This window comes from Aerococcus loyolae (genome assembly GCF_002871915.2).
GTDB lineage: Bacteria > Bacillota > Bacilli > Lactobacillales > Aerococcaceae > Aerococcus > Aerococcus loyolae.
Genome location: NZ_CP126958.1, coordinates 1,777,057 through 1,794,956, shown reverse-complemented (window position 1 = coordinate 1,794,956; position 17,900 = coordinate 1,777,057). Strand labels below are relative to the sequence as shown.

Annotated in this window: 15 protein-coding genes; 12 read left to right on the top strand and 3 right to left on the bottom strand. The window is 44.6% G+C overall.

The features are described 5' to 3' along the window. Positions 1 to 138: 138 nt before the first annotated feature. The 3 genes from CJ190_RS08110 to CJ190_RS08100 all read left to right on the top strand — a co-directional run bounded on the left by CJ190_RS08110 (position 139) and on the right by CJ190_RS08100 (position 1,506). Entirely contained in the window at positions 139 to 336 is a 198-nt protein-coding gene (locus tag CJ190_RS08110) for a hypothetical protein (RefSeq protein ID WP_070598312.1), read from the top strand. 13 nt (positions 337 to 349) lie between these two features. Continuing rightward, positions 350 to 1,225: a HipA domain-containing protein gene (locus CJ190_RS08105; protein ID WP_070598310.1), complete on the top strand. Its 876-nt coding sequence runs from the start codon at positions 350 to 352 to the stop codon at positions 1,223 to 1,225. 113 nt (positions 1,226 to 1,338) lie between these two features. Continuing rightward, complete coding sequence (locus CJ190_RS08100) at positions 1,339 to 1,506, top strand: 2-hydroxymuconate tautomerase (RefSeq protein ID WP_070598309.1); 168 nt, start codon at positions 1,339 to 1,341, stop codon at positions 1,504 to 1,506. A gap of 69 nt (positions 1,507 to 1,575) precedes the next feature. Here the strand turns inward: CJ190_RS08100 and CJ190_RS08095 are convergent, their stop codons facing one another. The 3 genes from CJ190_RS08095 to CJ190_RS08085 are packed head-to-tail and all read right to left on the bottom strand — an operon-like array spanning position 1,576 to position 3,350. Then, the gene (locus CJ190_RS08095) at positions 1,576 to 2,424 is read right to left on the bottom strand and encodes a hypothetical protein (RefSeq protein ID WP_070598307.1); all 849 of its coding nucleotides are present in this window, start codon (positions 2,422 to 2,424) and stop codon (positions 1,576 to 1,578) included. Beyond that, positions 2,424 to 3,035, bottom strand: a complete 612-nt coding sequence (locus CJ190_RS08090) for a DUF1700 domain-containing protein (RefSeq protein WP_070598304.1) — start codon at positions 3,033 to 3,035, stop codon at positions 2,424 to 2,426. The genes CJ190_RS08095 and CJ190_RS08090 overlap by 1 nt, the downstream gene beginning before the upstream one ends. A 3-nt stretch (positions 3,036 to 3,038) precedes the next feature. After that, positions 3,039 to 3,350, bottom strand: coding sequence for a PadR family transcriptional regulator (locus CJ190_RS08085; RefSeq protein WP_070598302.1), 312 nt, complete (start codon positions 3,348 to 3,350; stop codon positions 3,039 to 3,041). Between the two features lie 363 nt (positions 3,351 to 3,713). Here CJ190_RS08085 and CJ190_RS08080 point away from each other — a divergent pair, with 363 nt between their 5' ends. From CJ190_RS08080 to CJ190_RS08040, 9 genes are all read left to right on the top strand, one after another. Next, positions 3,714 to 5,606, top strand: coding sequence for a purple acid phosphatase family protein (locus tag CJ190_RS08080; RefSeq protein ID WP_070598300.1), 1,893 nt, complete (start codon positions 3,714 to 3,716; stop codon positions 5,604 to 5,606). Between the two features lie 159 nt (positions 5,607 to 5,765). Then, positions 5,766 to 6,254, top strand: a complete 489-nt coding sequence (locus CJ190_RS08075) for a prolyl-tRNA synthetase associated domain-containing protein (RefSeq protein WP_070598298.1) — start codon at positions 5,766 to 5,768, stop codon at positions 6,252 to 6,254. A 1,008-nt stretch (positions 6,255 to 7,262) separates the two neighbouring features. Next, positions 7,263 to 7,886, top strand: a complete 624-nt coding sequence (locus CJ190_RS08070; protein ID WP_070598296.1) for an alpha/beta fold hydrolase — start codon at positions 7,263 to 7,265, stop codon at positions 7,884 to 7,886. A gap of 272 nt (positions 7,887 to 8,158) precedes the next feature. Further along, a complete protein-coding gene (gene uvrA / locus CJ190_RS08065) occupies positions 8,159 to 10,987 on the top strand; it encodes an excinuclease ABC subunit UvrA (protein WP_070598294.1) in 2,829 nt (942 codons plus the stop codon). A 402-nt stretch (positions 10,988 to 11,389) separates the two neighbouring features. Further along, positions 11,390 to 12,556, top strand: a complete 1,167-nt coding sequence (locus CJ190_RS08060; protein ID WP_070598292.1) for an exonuclease SbcCD subunit D — start codon at positions 11,390 to 11,392, stop codon at positions 12,554 to 12,556. A 23-nt stretch (positions 12,557 to 12,579) separates the two neighbouring features. Next, entirely contained in the window at positions 12,580 to 15,702 is a 3,123-nt protein-coding gene (locus tag CJ190_RS08055; RefSeq protein ID WP_101562090.1) for an AAA family ATPase, read from the top strand. Positions 15,703 to 15,947: 245 nt separating this feature from the next. After that, positions 15,948 to 16,304: a PspC domain-containing protein gene (locus CJ190_RS08050; protein WP_070598288.1), complete on the top strand. Its 357-nt coding sequence runs from the start codon at positions 15,948 to 15,950 to the stop codon at positions 16,302 to 16,304. Continuing rightward, a complete protein-coding gene (locus CJ190_RS08045; protein ID WP_070598286.1) occupies positions 16,297 to 16,662 on the top strand; it encodes a phage holin family protein in 366 nt (121 codons plus the stop codon). Before CJ190_RS08050 ends, CJ190_RS08045 begins: the two co-directional genes overlap by 8 nt. Before the next feature lie 263 nt (positions 16,663 to 16,925). Beyond that, positions 16,926 to 17,897 carry an alpha/beta hydrolase fold domain-containing protein gene (locus tag CJ190_RS08040; RefSeq protein WP_101562089.1) on the top strand — a complete coding sequence of 324 codons (972 nt, stop codon included), beginning with the start codon at positions 16,926 to 16,928 and terminating at the stop codon, positions 17,895 to 17,897. The last annotated feature ends 3 nt before the right edge of the window (positions 17,898 to 17,900 follow it).

Below are 17,900 nucleotides of genomic sequence, written 5' to 3'. Positions count from 1 at the left end.
ATATTTTTATACAAGCGATCTACCATAGCTGTTGAGCCTTGGGCAGATCGCTTTTAGAATAGAGGTTGACATTTAGATTATGATATAATTAACAGTAGATTTGAAGGATATATATCGTGAACTAAAGGAGGGGTATCGGTGAAACTTGATTTGAGAACTTTACCAATTTACATTGAAAAGGATATTCGTGCCCTTCTTCATGAACAGGAAGTGGGAGGCTCCTTTGTAGGTGATATTGCTTGTGAGCTCTACGGGTCCATTAACTCGGCCATGTGGGACAAAGAAATTTCTAAAGAAGTAGCGGATTATCTGTTCTCTAAATATTTAGGATTATAGAAGGAGAATGCCTGTGTCTGTGCTTGATTTTACAAAATGTGAGGTTGACCCAACACGGATCTATGGGGGGAGAAATGGAAATAAAATTGGCATTATTTATCAGGGTGTAACCTGGATGCTTAAATTTCCTGTGATTTCCAAGCTAAATCCATATATGCATTATTCAAATAGTAATATTAGTGAATATTTGGGCTGCCATATCGTTAATATATTAGGACTGGAGGCCCAGGAAACTTTATTAGCTTATTATGGAAATCAAGAAGTAGTTGCTTGCAAAGATTTCGAACAGAATGATAAGGTCTTTAAAGAGTTTGCCTTCTTAAAAAATTCCATAGTTGATTCGAGTCAATCAGGCTATGGAACCGAATTATCTGATATCTTAACTTCCATTGATGAACAAGAATTAATAAATCCTGAAAGATTAAGAAAATTTTTCTGGCATTTATTTATAATCGATACTTATATTGGTAATTTTGACCGTCATAATGCAAATTGGGGATTTTTAATTAATCAAAGAACTAGGCAAGTGGAGATTGCTCCAGTATTTGATTGCGGATCATCCCTATATCCTCAAACAGACGAAAAAAGTATGGCTGAATTCCTAAAAGATTCTTCATTAAGAGATAAGCGAATTTATAAATATCCTAACTCAGCTATTAAGATAGATGATGTCAAAATAAACTATCTTACTTTTCTGAGTAACACCAAAAATCAGGACTGTATTCGTGCATTAGAGACAATTTATGAGCGTATTAATCAGAAAGAATCGCTGATTAATCATTTAATAGACAAGACACCCTTAATGACAGAAACACATAAATCTTTTATTCAAGTCATGCTAAAAGAAAGGAAAGAAAAAATTTTAGAAAAAGCTCTATCCTATCATTAGTAATATCTATTTTAATTAGCTAAAAATATAGTTAATAATCAATTCCTTAGATTGATCGCTTTCCTTCTTTTAAGGTATAATTTAAATGAAATTCTTATGAGGAGGTTTTATCCATGCCAGTTGTCAACATTCAACTCATCGAAGGACGGTCCAAGGAAGTTAAGGCAGCGATCGCTAAGGAAATTACCGAAAGTATTTCTAAGCACGCTAACACCCCTAAAGACCATGTTCATGTGATCTTTAACGACATGAAAAAAGGCGATTACTACAACAACAATTAAGACGATAGCGTAAAAATAAGCCCAGTGCCTTTTTAAATAGGACCTGGGCTTATTATTTTTTCTTATTTTTTACTTTTCAGGGTAGCGGATACTTATTCGGTTTTCCATGCCATTGAAGTGGATGGGGTCACGGCCGTCACCGATTTGGTGGACAAAGGGTTGGCTATTTGGACGGCTGACTTCTTCATAGCTCTTAAAGTCTTCATGGCCTTCAGAGTCTTCGCCGATTTCACTTGTTGGAATTTCCAGACTTTTACCATTGATCGATACTTGGGCATCGCCTTGGTTGAAGGATAACTTGGCATTGGCTTCCTCTACCGTCAGATCCACATTCACATCTTCACCGCTAAAGGCCATGGGGAAGGTGGATGGGCTCTTGATTGTGACTTGGCCGTCGTAAACATCCCAATAAAGGTCCTTGAGGGCTTGGTTGAGACTAAGCTCAGCATAGTTACCGCTGGCGTTGAGCCGGGTTTGGGAGAAGTCGGGACCAGCAATTTGGATCCGGATGGGGTGGCGACGGAAGTGGCCGTTACCGAGAATCTTCTCATTAACTTTTAAGAAGGCACCGTCTGCTTGGACATCAAAGAATGTCGTATCACTAGGAATGTCTTCATTATCCAAGTCTTCGCCCTTGACGTCCCAGATCTTGATGGAGTAAGTGTCGGCAGGGATGACTTCAATTTCGCTATGGTCCTTGATGTCGATCTCAACCAGGTCAAAGGCCGATTCAAAGGCCTCTTCATGGACGAGTTGACGGTGGTCAGCTTGCTGTTCGGCCTGGTAGGCCTGGATTTCACTGACGATATGGTCATAGTCAAAGTAGAAGAAAGACATGAAGCCTAAAACCAGGGCCAGCATGGCGACCCCAAAGATGGTCCAGATGCTACGAGTTACTGCATTGCCTTGTTTCTTCATTAGTAATCACCTCGTTTGCGTCGCCATTGAATGGCATACCAAGCTTTCTTGATCATGTTCCAGCAGCCCTTAATCAGCCTGAAGACTAGGTAGATGAGAATGATCACCATACAGAAACAGAAGATGATGACGAAAATCTTGGTTAGGGGATGGAGTTCATTCATCAAGCCTAGTTGGATGGGGCCACTCATAAAGACCTGGGGGTTGACCAGGCTAGCGAGCAGGGTGATGGCGATCACAAAGACGGTAAAGATCACGGCTAGAAAACCGACTAAAAGGCTAAAAACTGTGCCGCCTAGGCCTAAGAATAAGGCAATCAGGAAGGGCAGGCAGATAATGAAGAGCAGGGCCAGGAGAAGATTGCGCCAAGTCTTATGACCGCTGGGCGCTTGCTGGGGACGTTCATCGATAAAGACCCGCTCATTTTCCAGGTATTCCTTGGCAATTTGCTTGGGGCTACCGAGTTCCTGGCAGATTTCTTCCTCTGCTTTGCCTTGGTTTTGAGCGATTTGGAAGTGTTCCTGGTAATCGCTTAGGATATCATTGACCACTGATTGGGGCAGTTTGTGTAAGTAGAAACGCAATAAGTCAAAAAATTCTTCTTTTTTCATGAGCTATCCTCCTTCAAGGATGGCATTGACTCTTTGGACGAAAGTTTGCCATTCCGCAATTTGTTCTTGGAGCGTGGCCAAGCCTTGACTCGAAATGCTGTAGTATTTCCGGGGCGGGCCAGACTCGGATTCCTTCAAATAAGTGGTGACCAGGGCTTCTTTGTTGAGTCGGCGTAGGAGTGGGTAGATGGTGCCTTCGGAAATGGCGATATGCTCAGAGATTTCTTGCACCAATTCATAGCCATAGCAATCCCGCTCCCGAAGCTGCTGGAGGACCAGCATTTCCAGGACGCCTTTTTTTAATTGACTGTTCACATGGACAACTCCCCTCACTATTTTAATTCAATCAGTATCTTGTAATACCTAGTAGCTCTTTAAGTAAAGTATAGCACACTAGCTTGCATTGCACAATAGCTAAGGCCTCGATTTTGGATGGCGCATGTTGTCGGCTTAATAATCACTATAGCTAGCTTGGCAAGGGAAGGAGTTTTTTTATTTTTATTATTTTTTAACGATGAACTTTATTGTCAATAAAATGAGTATTATTCGTCTTATTTGCCTTTACTTCACTTTTACCTAAAACTAACCGCAAATTTACAGGTTTTTTACAATGCTTTGATACAGTGACAGTAAGTTAGTTATAGTAAAAATGATATTTTGAAAGGAGAAAGCGACTCTATGCATTGGGATGACCGTATCAAAAAGGTGGGCCTCTTACTGACTTCGATCTTTGTCTTGGGGGCTTGTGCCGAATCAGGGGATAACAGCGAAACTGCTTCAACGAATAGCGCGGTAGAAGAAAGCCAGGCAACAAATGACAATGGCTCGTCAGAAAGCTCTGGGGAATCCACGGATTCTAAGGAAGGTGAAGCGTCCGAGGAAGTTGACCCGGTTTATGGGGAAGAGAATGGTTTAGATTTAATCGAACTCCAAGAGGATAAACCCGAAGTAGCCCCTGTTCCAGTCAATAATGAACCTAACCGGATTGCCACCAACCTCTTAGAAGAAACCCATGATGCCATGGGCTTTAACTGGTATACCACAGATGAGATGCCAGATGCCAAGGTGAAAATCTCAAAATCTGAAGAGATGTCCGATCCGATTGAATTCCCTGCCGAAGCAACGGAAGTGACTTCTGAATATGCCGAGCGTGATAAGGATGGCTACTATATCTATGCAGCAGCCAAAAAAGATGAAGACGGTAACTTCATTGTCGATGAGAACGGGGAACCGGAAGAAGTTGAAGGCTACTTCACCGACGAACAAATCACTACCGACAACACCCAATGGACCTCTGAAGGGAGTTCCTTAGGTTACTTGGAGCTCCAAGACGTGACCGAGTACTCCTACAAGGCGGAAGCCGATGACCTCGAACCAGATACCCAATATTATTACCAAGTCGGTTCTGATGAGGGTGGCTATTCCAAGGTGGGCTCCTTTAGAACCTCGGGTGAAAAGGGCGAACCCTTCCAATTCATCCACTATACCGATACCCAGAATGCTTACTGGAATGCCAATGTCAATAATGAAGCCGCTTATGGGGCGGATACCCTAGCCCATGCCCTCGAAGTGGCACCGGATGCGGACTTCGCCCTCCATACCGGGGACTTCGTTGAAGTGGCGGAAGTGGAAGATGAATGGGTAGATAATTTAGACCTGTCCCAAGACCAAAACCTCCACTTACCTCATGCCTACACCCCAGGGAACCATGATGAGTACACCGTCTTAGGGGATGAGAAGGACTTGACTGCCTTCAACGAGCATACCAATGTGCCTGTCACGAATGATGCAGTGACTGGGGGTTCTTACTATTCCTACGACTACAATGGCGCCCACTTCGTTGTCCTAAATACTAACGATAATAAGGAATCCGAAGATAATCCCGAACAAGGGGCGATTGGTAAGGAACAGATGGAATGGGCCAAGCAAGATATCCAAGCAGCCCGTGATAATGGGGCCAACTGGATCATCCTGGCCTACCATAAACCCATCTACTCCGCTTCCTACCACGCCCTCCAAGATGAAGACGTCCAAGTGACCCGGGAAGAGTTCGCTAAGTTAGCCGATGAATTGGACGTGGATGTGGTTCTCCAAGGCCATGACCACAACCTCACCCGGACCAAGTCTCTGGTTTACACCAGCGATAACTTCTCTTATGGTGAAGTAGAAGATACGGAGAAGGTTGAAAAAGATGGCGTAGAATACCATGTCAATCCAGAAGGGGTTACCTATATCATCCCGAACACCTCCGGGACTAAGGCCTATGATGCCATCTATATGAAGGGCGTCGACCATGTCCACAAGGTGCGTCCAAAATTAGACTGGATGACCCAAGACGATGTGGAGCTCTGGAACAGTCTCTTCGATGTGGCTGAACAACCCGATGATTCACCGAAGTTCGACCACAAACACGAAAACTACCGCCAATCCCAAAAACAAAACTTTGCGGTTTACACGGTGACTGAAGACGAATTCTTGATTGAATTCTACCAAATGGATGGTAACCTCCATGAAGGAGAAGAGCGAACGGTTGAACTGGTTGATTCTTACGGGATCAAGAAAAATAAATAGACTGTGACAATAATTAAAGTGAACTAAAGTCGCTGGCAAGTGTCAGCGACTTTTTTATCTCGTCAAGCAAGTTCGCTAGGGAGTTCAAGAAAGGGCTAAAATTCGCCGAGCTATAAGCTCTTATGATAAGATAGAACAAATTTAAGGGGAGTGATCATCATGAATCAAGAAGAAATATTCCAATTACTCGATAGTCAAAACATTGATTATGAAGTCAGTCACCATCAAGCGGTCTACAATATGGCGGAACTTGAGTCTATCGATTTGCCTTATCCAGAATATGACGCCAAGAACCTCTTTATCCGGGATGACAAAAAAAGAAATTACTATTTACTTTCTATTAAAGGGGATAAACGGATTGATTTGAAAAAATTTAGACAAGACCAGGGAACCCGGGCCTTGAGCTTCGCTTCTGATAAGGATTTATATCACTATTTGGAACTGACCCCGGGTTCGGTTTCTCCCTTCGGCTTACTTAATGACGCTGACAAGAAGGTCCACTTTTATATTGATAAGGACTTTGTTGATTCAGATAGTTTGATTGGCTGCCACCCCAATGACAATACCGCGACCGTTTGGCTGAAAACCAGTGACCTGATCCAGCTGATTGAAGACCATGGTAATCCTGTCCATGCCTTTACTGTTTAAGTAAATTTGGCCGTTTACGTTAAGGACTAAGAACTTTCACTAAGGGCTTGGTCACTGTCTTTAAAAAGCCAGAAAAACATAAATCATGATAGAGCTTGGGATTTAGTGTTCTGACCGCTTTTTATCTATTAAAAAAGGCGCCAATGGGGAGCCGCTTGCTCTCACCAACACCAACTAGTTAAATTCATTATAATTTTTCAATCGATTGATAGCTATAAGAGCCAATGTAATAAGGCATAAGTCAGTATATCGCTGGAAATAGCAAAATATTCTCTTATTTCGTGATTTACTACTAAGGGCAGTTCAGTTTACCGAAGTATACTTTTATTCATTATTTAACCCGCTCTATTTTGATCGTTAAGAGATAACCCAACTATTAAAAAAATATTGTATTGAACAAAGAAAGAGAGTATTCTTCCTATACTAAAAAGTGAAAAGATAATAAGATTCATTGTTTCTTTTATCACATGACTCCTTGTTATTAGTTATTACAAATTCAACTGCACAAGCTAGTGAAAATATTTCAAATAAAATAATTAAATGAATCGTTGATACAACCGCTATTACTGAATGAGCTTCTGGAGTTGTCTAGCAGGTAATAGTGGGCTAACTATAGGAGGTGGCCTTGTTGGGTTTGCTACATTTTGTTAAAAAAATCGCCGATTATCCTGAGTGTAGGATAAGTGTTGTCTGTATCGACGTACTATTACTTTTATGGCTTTTCAGCGGAGATGGTCATTTTTTTACCTAAAATTTATGTTAATATCGAGTTTTTATAGCTCTACATCAGCCCTCTATAACTCAATAAATAAAAACAAGAAATAAAAACAAGAAATAACTAAAAAGCATATAAAGAGAGCCCCAAAAGTTAGAGTGACAACTCACTTTACGGGGGTCATTTTATGTCTAAAAACATAGCTACGAATTGTAACCTTTACTTGGCTTGGTTGCCTAAAATGAAATCATTGCTTGTATAATATTTATAGATAAGTTGATGGAGGTTGATTGATGAAGAATATTTTAATCCATGGTTTAGGTCAAGATAATAGAAGTTGGGAGGCCGTTCAAAAGCTTTTGGAAACTGAAAATTTGACGACGCATTGTCCCAAGCTCTTTGACTTACTTAAGGACGATCCCTATACTTACGAAAATCTATATCAAAAGTTGGAAGAACAGCTCAATCATTATGATGATAAGGTCAACTTGTGTGGGCTTTCTTTAGGGGGGTTACTGGCTTTAGACTATGCCAAAAACTACCCAAACAAAGTCAATTCCTCAATCTTAATCGGCGTTCCCTATAAGATTCCCCCATTACTCATGACTATACAGTCCCTGGTCTTTAAGCTCATGCCCAAAGCAAGTTTTATCAAATTAGGTCTGACCAAGGATGAATTTATCCGCTTGATATCCTCCACCAAATCGCTAAGCATCCATACTGATCTCGAAAAAATAAGTTGTCAGACCTTAATCATTTGTGGCGAAAAAGATAAATTAAATCTGAAAAGTAGCCAACTGTTTCATGAGGCGATTAAACAGAGCGCCTTGAAAACGATAAAAAATGCAGGCCATGAAGTCAATAGAGATAATCCTAGCGACTTAGCCGGGCTTATATCAGCATTTTGGAAGAGATAAAATAGTATAGATCAAGTCATTGAGGCGATAGGAATTAAAGATTCTATCGCCTATTTTTAATGCAAGTGGACGCTTCAACTTGATTGCTTTCATTCCCAGGCGGGGCTAGTTATAATGAAGAGTGCATCCCGACCGCGGCTATTTGAGCTGGAATTTCTAGGTCTGGGACTCGATCTATGGTAAACTATTCATGAGAACACCTGTTTGTGTTAAAGAAGCGAGCGAAAAGAAAAATCTTAAGACAGCTTTGCGCTCAATTAAGGAAGTGACCGATTGTGAAAGAAGAAATTGTCGTGCGTGGTGCACGCTCTCATAATTTAAAAGATATTAATGTGACCATCCCTCGTAATCAGATGGTGGTCATTACCGGCCTGTCCGGCTCAGGGAAGTCCTCCTTGGCCTTTGATACCCTCTATGCTGAGGGCCAACGCCGCTATGTGGAATCCCTGTCGGCTTTTGCCCGGCAATTTTTGGGGAATATTAAGAAGGCGGATGTTGATTCCATTGATGGTTTGAGCCCCGCTATTTCTATTGACCAAAAGACGACCAACCGAAATCCCCGGTCAACGGTGGGAACCATTACCGAGGTGAATGACTATCTAAGATTGCTCTTTGCCCGGGTGGGTCACCCGATTTGTCCCAATGACGGGACCAAGATCCAAAGCCAGTCGATCGACCAGATGATTGACCGGGTTAAGAATTTGGAAGAACGGACTCGCATTCAAATCCTGGCGCCCATCGTCTACGGCAAGAAGGGTCAACATAAAAAGCTCTTGGAAAAGGTCCAACAACAAGGCTATGTCCGCGTCCGCATCGATGGTGAGATGTATGACGTGGATGACCTGCCGGAACTCAATAAAAATAAGAAACATGACGTTGATGTCGTGATTGACCGCTTGGTGATTAAGGAAGGGATCCGGGCCCGTTTAGCTGACTCCCTAGAAACTGCCCTCCGCCTCACTGAAGGTTACGCCTTGGTTGATATTATTGGCGGGGAAGAGATCCTCTTCTCCGAACACTATGCCTGCCCCTTGTGTGGTTTTACGGTTGGGGAATTGGAACCGCGGCTCTTTTCATTTAACGCGCCTTTTGGCCGTTGTCCGGAGTGTGACGGGATCGGCTCCAAGATGAAGGTGGATGAAGACATTGTGGTGCCTGACCGGACCAAAAGCATAGAAGAAGGTGCTTTGGTACCTTGGTATAATAAGGCTTCCGGCTATTATCCCGCTCTCTTAGACCAGGCTTGTCGGGCTTTTGATATCCCGCAAGATAAGCCATTTGAAGAACTTAGTGACGACCAACAAGACTTACTTCTCTACGGGTCAGGCGACCAGACCTTCCATTTCAACTACCAGAATGAATTTGGTAATGTCACCGACAAGGATATGGCCTTTGAAGGGGTGGCGAATAATGTGGAGCGCCGCTATCACCATTCGACCTCTAACATGATCCGGGAAAGCATGCGCCAATACATGGCCGAATTGCCCTGCCCAACTTGTCACGGTAAGCGCCTGAACGAGCGGGCCTTGGCGGTCAAGGTGGCCGGCTTAGATATTGCTGAAGTGACCGAAAAAGCCATAGGACAGGTCATTGACTTCTTCAAGGATTTAGACCTAGAAGACCAAGATGAAAAGATTGCCCGACCCATTATGGAAGAGCTCCACGCCCGTTTAGGTTTCTTAGATGAAGTGGGCTTGGATTATTTAACTTTGGACCGTAATGCCGGATCGCTCTCAGGTGGGGAGGCCCAACGGATCCGCTTGGCTACCCAAATTGGCTCTAACTTGTCAGGAATTATGTACGTTCTCGATGAACCCTCTATTGGTCTCCACCAACGCGATAATGACCGCTTAATCCGGTCCTTGAAACGGATGCGGGACCTGGGCAATACCTTGATTGTGGTGGAACACGATGAAGATACCATGCGGCAAGCGGACTATCTGATTGATATGGGTCCAGGAGCCGGTGCCCACGGTGGCGAAGTTGTTTCAGCCGGAACTCCTGAAGAAGTGGCCCAAGACCCTGATTCCCTAACAGGCCAATACTTGTCGGGGGAAAAGGCCATTGCAGTGCCAAAAGAACGTCGTCAAACGGATAAGGGTTGGCTGGAAGTTAAGGGGGCAGCTGCTAATAACTTGAAGGGGGTTGACGTTAAATTCCCATTGGGCTGCTTTAACCTGATTACCGGTGTTTCCGGTTCGGGGAAGTCCAGCCTGGTTAATGAAGTGGTTAAAAAGTACCTCCTTCGTCAGCTCAACCGGGCCCAAGTAGTGCCAGGTAAGGTGAAATCGATTGAAGGTTATGAGTCCTTAGACAAGGTCATCGATATTGACCAAAGTCCGATTGGCCGGACGCCCCGCTCTAACCCAGCCACCTATACCTCGGTCTTTGATGATATTCGCGACCTCTTTGCCCAAACCAATGAGGCCAAATTGCGGGGTTATAAGAAGGGGCGCTTTTCCTTTAACGTGAAGGGTGGCCGCTGTGAAGCCTGCAAGGGTGACGGGATTGTTAAGGTGGAGATGAACTTCTTACCGGATATTTATGTGCCGTGTGAGGTCTGCAAGGGGACCCGTTACAATGCGGAAACCTTGGAAGTCCACTACAAGGGCAAAAATATTGCTGAAGTCCTAGACATGCGAGTGGACGAAGCGTTGGAATTCTTCCAATCCATTCCCAAAATCCACCGCAAGCTCCAAGCTATCGCTGATGTTGGCCTCGGCTATGTGGCTTTAGGCCAACCGGCGCCCTCCCTGTCTGGTGGGGAGGCCCAACGGATGAAGCTGGCTAGTGAACTGCAAAGAGTGGCCAGTGGTAATACCATCTACATCTTGGATGAACCCACTACTGGTCTTCACACTCATGATATTAAACGTCTCATTGGTGTTCTCCAACGCTTAGTGGATGAAGGCAATACCGTTCTAGTGATCGAACACAATTTGGATGTGATCAAGACGGCCGACTATATTGTCGACTTAGGCCCTGAAGGCGGAGACGGTGGCGGAACCATTGTTGCCACCGGAACACCAGAAGAAGTCGCCAACAATCAAGCCTCCTATACCGGCCAATACCTCAAACCATTGTTGGGGAAGAGAGTGTGACAGTCACAATGAAGGACGAAATCGCTGGAAAAAACTAGGATAAGCTCAAGCTATAAGGATGTGAGGAAGGATTAGGGAGGGAGATTCCTTGGAAGAAAAGCTGATAAGATCAGCTTGCTGATCGCTCAACTTTTCTGAAAGGACATCCCCTCACCCTTCCGAACTCAACTAGTCTGAGCATTTCCAGTTTTTGAAGCGGACGTTCGTCCTGTGACTGGAGCACATTTGGATAGGCTGTGAGGACGCTGTCAAGACTTGATTTCCTAAAGCGGAAGCTTGCTCTCTCCTTGCCAGGCGATTAGAGAAAAAGTAAATTTTATATGTGTCAAGCTCTCCAAGTGGGGAGCTTGGCTTTTCTTGAGGCAAATCGAGATGACAATGATGAAATGAAGGAGCTGACCCATGAAATTTATCCATACTTCTGATTGGCATATTGGTAAGATTGTCAACGACCGGTCCATGCTGGCTGACCAAGAGGTAGTCCTCCACCAGCTGATTGATGACTTTAAGGCAATTGGCCCCGACCTAGTGATTATTGCTGGGGATTTTTACGACCGCTCTTTACCTAGTCGGGACAGTGTCCGTTTGGCTAATGATCTGATTGACCGCATGATGTTGGAATTAGATTGCCCAGTGGCGATTATTGCTGGTAACCACGATGCCGGCGAGCGGATTGCCTATGGGGCTAGGGCCTATGAGCAGCAAAATGTCCACCTAGCCGGTCTGCCACAAAAAGTGCCCCAATCCCTTGATTTACCAGGGGCCCGAGTCTACCTCCTGCCTTATGCCGACTACCAGGTCATCCGTGAGCTTTATCAAGATCCGACCATTGATAGCCTGGAAAAAGCCGCCGCTAAGCAAGTCCAAGCCATTACGAGCCAGGAGAGTTTTGATCCCGAGCGCTTAAACCTGATTGTCTACCATGGTTACGTGACAGCTTCCAGCTTGGAAGAGGCGGGCGCTGACCTGGAAGAATCGGAGTCGGAGCGTCCCTTGAGTATTGGCACCACGGAATACGTCCCCAGCCGAGTCTTTCAGGACTTTGATTATCTGGCTTTGGGTCACTTGCACGGGGCACAGCGGGTCAAGGGGGAAAACGTCCGCTACAGCGGGAGCCCGCTCAAGTACTCCAAATCTGAAGCCCATCATCACAAGCAGTACCTAGAAGTCGATTTGACTAAGGAAAGGATTCAAGTGACCAAGCACATGATCCAGCCACTTCATGATGTGCGTGTGATTACGACCAGCTTTGACCAGGCCTTAGCGGGAGAGTCGGAGGATTATATTTACTTTGAATTGACTGACCAGACCCCTGTCCATGACGGGATGAATCGCTTGCGGGAAAACTATCCCAACATTATGAACCTGGAATACCTCAATATTGGCCAGGTCAGTGCCCAGCTCCAGGGGAAAATGACTAAGGAGAAGCTCAGCCGCCAGGTCGCGAATCCCATAGAACTTTTTTCCACCTTCTACCAAGACATGTTGGGTCAATCCCTAACAAAAGGACAAAGCCAGGCCGTGGAGACAGCCTGGTTAGAAGCTCAGAAGGAGAGCGAAACGGACTAGTTGACTGAGAAAGGAAGTGGACCATGATTCCCTTACGTTTAGAAATGAATGCTTTTGGTTCTTACCGCGACCAGACTGTGATTGACTTCGACCAGGTCCGGCCTTATGGCTTGTTTATGATTTCAGGAGATACTGGGGCGGGTAAGACCACTATCTTTGACGCCATTACCTATGCCCTTTATGGGGGCGCTTCGGGCTCGAGTCGGGAAGCGAGTGAACTGAAGTCGCGTTTTGCCACGGACTTGGACCTGGCCTATGTGCGCTTTACTTTCGATAGTGATGGCCACCACTACCAGGTCTATCGTCAACCCAAACAAACAGGGCCAGGCGCTGTAAAAGGGCGGTCTAAGGAGTATCCGAGTGAGGTTTTAGAAGTCAAAGTGGATGGCCAGTTAGTCTCCGGTAAGAAAAATGAGCTGGATACTTATCTTAAAACGGCTATCGGTTTAGACAAGGCCCAGTTTACCCAAATTGTCATGCTCCCTCAGGGGGAATTTAAACGCTTGCTCGAGGCCAGCAGTCGTGACAAGGAGGCTATCTTTACCCATATTTTCCATACGGAAGCCATTAATCGTTTTCAAGATTACTTGCAAGAACAATACAACCAGGTCAAGGACGACTTGGACCGGCTTAAAGAGAACTATTCTGCCGCGCGAGAGCGGTTAAAGGGTCTGCTTAGTTCAGAAGACCAGGCCCTTTTAGCAGACCGCTTAAGCGATCAAAGTGATGCTCACTTAGGGGACTTTTTGACTGACTTTTTAGCTGATAAGGAAGCTGACTTCAAGAAGGCTAGCCAAGACTTAGAAGACCTAGAGGCTAAAAGTAAGCAGTTGAGCCAAATCTTAGAATACTTTGATGCTCAAGCAGACCTAGCCTTAGAAAACGACCAGCTCAAGGAAAAGAAAGCTGAGATGGCCGACTTGAAAGCGGCCTACCAGAATTACCAGGACTCGCTTAACTATTACCAGGCCTTAAAAGACCAGGCCCAGGTCCAAGTCGAAGCCCAAGAACTAGCTCAAAGTCAAAGCAGACTGGACCAGGAGGAAAAGGACTATCAAGCAGCCCGAGCGGCTTATGATAAGGACTGGAAGGCTCAAAAGGAAAACCTGGACCGTCTACCGCAAATTAAGGCAAAAATTGACCAGATCCAAGCCGGCCTTAAAGATTGGGCGACTTATGAAAACCTTCAAAAAGAAGTCCAAGCGGGTCAAGCGGAATTAGCAGATTTAGAGGCCAGCTATCAAAAGACGCAAGACCAAGTTGCTAGTCTAGCAGAAGCAATTATCCAGGGGCAGGATCAAATCGACCAGTTAAATCGAGCTCTTCTTGACCCAGCCGACTTGAGTCAAGAAAGGGAGGCCCTCCAGAAAAGCGAGCGTCAACTGGCTGACTTACAAGCTGGTCTTGACCAGCTTAAAAAGTGGGACCAAGCCATCCAAAAGGGAGAAGCCGACTTTGCCCTGGCGGAAGCAACCTGGCAAAAAGATAACCAGGCCTATCTCGCCGCCAAGCAGACCTACCAACGCAACCTGGCGGGGATCATGGCCCAAGAGCTTAGTCCAGACAGCCCCTGTCCAGTCTGCGGGAGTTTCGATCACCCGGATCCGGCCCAAGTGAGCTCAGATAGTTCAGCCCAGTCTTTGGATCAGGAACAGGTGGATCAATTGGAAGCCAGAGCCCAAGAAGCCAGCCAAGCCTACCAAAAAGTTAGCCAAGATCTTAGCTATCACAAGCAAAGTCGGGCTGACTTATGCAGGCAATATGACTTTGACACCCAAGCTAGTGCTAGTGACTGGCAAGACCGGCTGGATCAAGCCCAAGCCAGCTATAGCCAAGCCCGGGTGGCCTACCAAGAAAAACAGGAAAAAGACCAGGCTAACCAAGAAGCCCTGGCTGAAAAAAAGGACCAGGTCAAAGACCAAGAAGATCAAGTCCAAGCTCTCAAGCAAGACTTATCAAAAACAGAAGGACAGATCAGCCGGCAAGCGACCTATTTGGACCAAGTACAAGGACGGCTCAAACAGGCTCAGTCCCTGTTAATTGGAGATTCTCAGGCTGCCTTAAATCAACAAGCCCAAGCTCTCAAGACAGAAAGCCAAGACTTGGAAAGGTTAGCCCAAGATCTGACTCAAAGGGAGCAGGCTCTGAAAGAAAAAGCGGCTGTTTTAACCACTAAGAAGAACTACCAAACAGCGGCCGTCCAGAAAAAACAAGCGCAAAACCAGGCGATTGAAAAGCGCTTGGCGCAAGCCCGCCAAGCATCTGACCTTAGTGATGACCAGGTCAAGGCCCTCCACCAAAGTGACCGGGACTGGCAAGCCATTAGTCAATTACTATCTGACTATTCTAACCAGGTCTATGCCTATCAAAAGTCGGTTAAGGCCCTAAAAGAGAAGCAAAAAGCCTTGGCCATTGATCAAGACCAAGCCACTTATCAAGAGGAGAAGGGCAAGCTGGACCAAGATTATGACCAAGCAAGCAGCCGAGTAGCCAAGCAGCGCGAAGACTTGATCCGACTCAAGGACCAAGCGGCGCTCTTAACTGATTTGTGGCAGAATTACCAGGACCGCTACCAAAGTTTTGGTGACTTGAAGAACTTGTCCGATGTCGCCAATGGTAAGCTCAACAAGAGCCAGCGGATTTCCTTCCAGCGCTACATTTTAGGGATTTATCTGGATTGGATCGTTGAACGGGCCAACCAGCGTTTCTATCAAATGACTAACGGCAAGTTTTACTTTAAACGGGCTGAGGATGAGATTGGCGGCAACCAGGCCAAGGGGCTCAACCTCAATGTCTTTGATTCCTATACCGCTAGCGAACGCAGTGTTCATTCCTTGTCAGGGGGCGAGAGCTTCCAAGCCTCCCTGGCCTTAGCTCTGGGCCTCAGTGATGTGATCCAGGAAGAGGCGGGGACGGTCGACGTGGGCATGCTTTTTATTGATGAAGGCTTTGGTACCTTGGATTCGGAAACCCTCCAACAGGCCCTCGATACTCTAGTTGATCTCCACCAACGCTCGGGACGCTTGATTGCGGTTATCTCTCACCGGGAAGAGCTCAAGCAGGAATTGCCTATCCAGTTAAATGTGGAAATGACCCCTAGTGGGAGTCGTTGTCACTGGCAAGGTCTGCCAGGAGCGGAGGAGTAGTTTTTTCGCATAGTCCTTTCAATGCCCTTCCTGAACCTTCTTCACATCCTTGATTTCTTTAGAATCTTTTAAATTCGGCTTTTAGCAGGTGGGGAGAGTCGAGTCTTGGTTGTGCTTATGGTAAAATAATCTTATATCCCGCTGCTAATATCCTTAATTTTGTTTACATCTTAGCTGCGATTGTCTAATTGCTTGAGCTGGCGGGATCACTATGACTTGTTTGAATCAAGAAAAGGAGAGATTTTATGAAAGCACTGAAACGCTCATTAACTAATCGAGTTTTTGCTGGGGTCTGTGGCGGTTTTGCTGATTACTTTGGCATTTCCGCTCTTTGGCTCCGCATTGCCTTTGCGGTAGCCCTCTTTACCCCGCTTCGTTACCTGGCTATTTTTATTTACCTGTCCTTAATGGTCTTAATCCCTAATGAAAGTTTGGCTAATTTTAAACGCACTTTCTTTGGTGGGGGACAAGACAGAGCGGGTCGGGCTAATCCTCGCCAAGAGGCCTATAGCAAGCGCGAAGATGACGTAGAGCCGGTTTACCGGGACTTAAATAAACGCCAAATTAAAGAAGTCGAGAAGGTTAAGGTTGACCATGATTAGAAATATTATTCGTCTCTTGATCCAAGCCATCCTCCTCCAAGGATTGGGTCGGATCTTCTGGCCCGAGGTGTATATCCAAGACTTTGGCTCGGCAGTGATTGTGGTATTAGTTATCGCTATTCTCTACAAGTTGGTTTATCCGATTTTGAGAATTCTAGCCCTGCCAATTAACTTTCTCACCCTGGGCTTATTTAACCTGGTGCTGAATGGTTTTATCTTCTGGCTAGCCTCCTCCTTAATGGGGAAAGCTTATTTCTGGATTTCTTCCTTCTTCTACTGCATGGTCCTGGCTTTGATCTATGGCCTGGCCCAAGAGCTCTTGAAGAAGATTTTTAATCCCTATCGGAGTGACTATTAATTCAAAGTGAGACAAGTATTCATTGAAGAGACTGCAACTTCGGTTGTGGTCTTTTTTTATTATTCGCGTTTGGCATGGGCTTACCCAACGAAGTTCAGTTCGACTTTTGGGGGAGAATTTTTGTAGATTTTTTATACTGAGAATAGTACGATAATGGTATGTATTAATTATTATTAAACAAAGGAAGTGAATGCTTTTCAATTATCTATCAATCTTTTTATCGTTGAATAGTAAGACAGGGTATAAGCATAGGAGTGGTTGATATGAAGAAAAAATTAGGCATTTTAACAGGAGCGTTTGCAGCCTTATACGGATATAGTCATTTCATTGAAAATCGCTCCCTTTCTAGCTTTTTGATAGAGAACGTGTTTAAAGTCGATAAGCTATTAAATAAAAATTCTTCTTCCGAAGATATTATTTATGAGACATTAGAAAAGTCCGTGGAAGAAAGCAAGCATCCCTTAGACTTACCAAAAAAATATGTTAGATCTGATGTTTCTGAGTTCTTTTTTCAAGAGATGCAGGTCTTTTCTTGGAACGATAAACAAGATGTGAATCAGAAGATAATTTTTTATATTCATGGCGGAAGCTATGTTGCTGCACCACTTTCTTTTCATTATCGAATGGTAGACAGTATTGCTCGACAAACTGGTGCAAAAGTGATTTTCCCTATATATGAAAAGGTCCCCCTTGCAAACTACAAAGATGTTTTTCCAAAAATGCTCGCTTTATATAAAAAAGTTTTAGAAGAAAGTCTCTCAGCAGATCGGATCACTATCATGGGAGATTCAGCCGGTGGTGGCCTGGCCTTGGGCTTATGCTTATTACTTAAAGAGAAAGAGATGGTTCAACCTAAAAATATCATCCTATTATCGCCGTGGTTAGATATTACTAATCGCCATCCTAAAATTGCTAAAATAAAAAAATACGACCCCATGTTAGATCCTGCTCAACTTGATCGGTTTGGTCAGATGTGGTCGGATGGAGACATCAATAATCAATTAGTTAGTCCCATACACGGTGATCCTAGAGGCTTAGGCAAACTATCCATTTTTGTTGGGATCCATGAAATTTTCTATCCAGATATTATGAAGTACCATAAGATGCTTAAAGATTTGAATATTGACCATAACATGATTATCGAACCAAGGATGAATCATGTATATGTCATGTATCCAATCCCAGAGGCTAAAAAAGCTCAACGGAAAATTGCTCAGATTATTCATGATGACTAAGAA